This is a genomic window from Bacillus sp. FJAT-29790 (assembly GCF_019039215.1).
GTDB lineage: Bacteria > Bacillota > Bacilli > Bacillales > Cytobacillaceae > Cytobacillus.
Window position 1 is genome coordinate 393,932 of sequence record NZ_JAHNZZ010000003.1, and the last position, 1,901, is coordinate 395,832.

A 1,901-nucleotide genomic window follows, 5' to 3' on the forward strand; every position below is an offset into this window, starting at 1 on the left:
CTTTATGGAGCGGGTGAAGGGAATCGAACCCTCATCATCAGCTTGGAAGGCTGAGGTTTTACCACTAAACTACACCCGCAATATTGAAAAAAATTATGGGGCGGCTGATGGGAATCGAACCCACGAATGTCGGAACCACAATCCGATGCGTTAACCACTTCGCCACAACCGCCATCATTGAAAAAATATTCAGTCGATGGAAGAATAAAATGGTGGCTCAGGACGGAATCGAACCGCCGACACAAGGATTTTCAGTCCTTTGCTCTACCGACTGAGCTACTGAGCCTTATACAAAAAATATGGCGGTCCGGACGGGACTCGAACCCGCGACCTCCTGCGTGACAGGCAGGCATTCTAACCAACTGAACTACCGGACCATATTGCGGGGACAGGATTTGAACCTGCGACCTTCGGGTTATGAGCCCGACGAGCTACCGGACTGCTCCACCCCGCGATAATAGTATTTTAAAAATAGATGGAGGAGGAAGAGGGATTCGAACCCCCGCGCGGTATGACCCGCCTGTCGGTTTTCAAGACCGATCCCTTCAGCCAGACTTGGGTATTCCTCCGTAAAAACAAATATGGTGGACCTTGTAGGACTCGAACCTACGACCGGACGGTTATGAGCCGTCTGCTCTAACCAGCTGAGCTAAAGGTCCTTCATTTGGTAGCGGCGGAGGGGATCGAACCCCCGACCTCACGGGTATGAACCGTACGCTCTAGCCAGCTGAGCTACACCGCCAAATCAAGTGAATGATATTTTAAATAATGGTGGAGCCTAGCGGGATCGAACCGCTGACCTCCTGCGTGCAAGGCAGGCGCTCTCCCAGCTGAGCTAAGGCCCCATTTTATAATCTATCGGTTGGTCGGGAAGACAGGATTCGAACCTGCGACCCCTTGGTCCCAAACCAAGTGCTCTACCAAGCTGAGCTACTTCCCGTTAATATATGGCGCGCCCGAAAGGAGTCGAACCCATAACCTTCTGATCCGTAGTCAGACGCTCTATCCAATTGAGCTACGGGCGCGTATTGAGAGTTATTTTGCTGTCGCAAAAAACTTTAATGCCGAGAACCGGAATCGAACCGGTACGGTAGTCACCTACCGCAGGATTTTAAGTCCTGTGCGTCTGCCAGTTCCGCCACCCCGGCATATATATGGAGCGGAAGACGGGATTCGAACCCGCGACCCCCACCTTGGCAAGGTGGTGTTCTACCACTGAACTACTTCCGCAAATTGCATATTATTTTTCTTGTTAAATGAAATTTGTAGTCTAATGAATGCTTTAAATGCCTTTGGCATTTATCGCAGATTGAGTCTCTTCGAGACAGTCAATCTGGTGCGGGTGAAGGGAGTCGAACCCCCACGCCTCGCGGCACTAGATCCTAAGTCTAGCGTGTCTGCCAGTTCCACCACACCCGCAAAAAATGGTGAGCCATGCAGGATTCGAACCTGCGACCCTCTGATTAAAAGTCAGATGCTCTACCGACTGAGCTAATGGCTCGTACAAAAAAGTGCCGGCGATAGGAGTCGAACCCACGACCTACTGATTACAAGTCAGTTGCTCTACCAACTGAGCTACACCGGCGTATTTAAAAAAGTTATTCTATACAATGATTATAATCATACTGTGTTCCAAATCCCTGCGTGATTTGTTACAGATTGCTGTTCGATGATATAACGCTCTAGACTGAAAGCTTCCGCAATCCTCTACCAATTGAGCTACACCGTCAAAAAATGCTTGTCCTATATTATAATGGTGGAGGATGACGGGATCGAACCGCCGACCCTCTGCTTGTAAGGCAGATGCTCTCCCAGCTGAGCTAATCCTCCGTTATAGATGCCTGGCGACGTCCTACTCTCACAGGGGGAGAGCCCCCAACTACCATCGGCGCTGAGAAGCT

General features: G+C 50.2%; 17 tRNA genes. All 17 read right to left on the reverse strand.

What is annotated here, in order from left to right:
• Window positions 1-5 precede the first annotated feature (5 nt).
• A tRNA-Gly gene (locus tag BGM26_RS18625) sits at window positions 6-79 on the reverse strand.
• Between the two features lie 17 nt (window positions 80-96).
• A tRNA-His gene (locus BGM26_RS18630) sits at window positions 97-172 on the reverse strand.
• A 38-nt stretch (window positions 173-210) separates the two neighbouring features.
• Window positions 211-286: transfer RNA gene (locus BGM26_RS18635), tRNA-Phe, on the reverse strand.
• A gap of 14 nt (window positions 287-300) precedes the next feature.
• A tRNA-Asp gene (locus BGM26_RS18640) sits at window positions 301-377 on the reverse strand.
• 3 nt (window positions 378-380) lie between these two features.
• A tRNA-Met gene (locus BGM26_RS18645) sits at window positions 381-454 on the reverse strand.
• Between the two features lie 22 nt (window positions 455-476).
• Window positions 477-569, reverse strand: a tRNA-Ser gene (locus tag BGM26_RS18650).
• Between the two features lie 13 nt (window positions 570-582).
• Window positions 583-659: transfer RNA gene (locus BGM26_RS18655), tRNA-Ile, on the reverse strand.
• Between the two features lie 6 nt (window positions 660-665).
• Window positions 666-742 (reverse strand) — tRNA-Met (locus tag BGM26_RS18660).
• A 27-nt stretch (window positions 743-769) separates the two neighbouring features.
• Window positions 770-845 (reverse strand) — tRNA-Ala (locus BGM26_RS18665).
• An 18-nt stretch (window positions 846-863) separates the two neighbouring features.
• Window positions 864-940, reverse strand: a tRNA-Pro gene (locus BGM26_RS18670).
• A gap of 8 nt (window positions 941-948) precedes the next feature.
• Window positions 949-1,025, reverse strand: a tRNA-Arg gene (locus tag BGM26_RS18675).
• A 37-nt stretch (window positions 1,026-1,062) separates the two neighbouring features.
• Window positions 1,063-1,148 (reverse strand) — tRNA-Leu (locus tag BGM26_RS18680).
• 7 nt (window positions 1,149-1,155) lie between these two features.
• Window positions 1,156-1,230 (reverse strand) — tRNA-Gly (locus BGM26_RS18685).
• A 104-nt stretch (window positions 1,231-1,334) separates the two neighbouring features.
• Window positions 1,335-1,419: transfer RNA gene (locus BGM26_RS18690), tRNA-Leu, on the reverse strand.
• 6 nt (window positions 1,420-1,425) lie between these two features.
• Window positions 1,426-1,501 (reverse strand) — tRNA-Lys (locus BGM26_RS18695).
• 11 nt (window positions 1,502-1,512) lie between these two features.
• Window positions 1,513-1,585, reverse strand: a tRNA-Thr gene (locus BGM26_RS18700).
• Window positions 1,586-1,754: 169 nt separating this feature from the next.
• A tRNA-Val gene (locus BGM26_RS18705) sits at window positions 1,755-1,830 on the reverse strand.
• Between the last annotated feature and the right edge of the window lie 71 nt (window positions 1,831-1,901).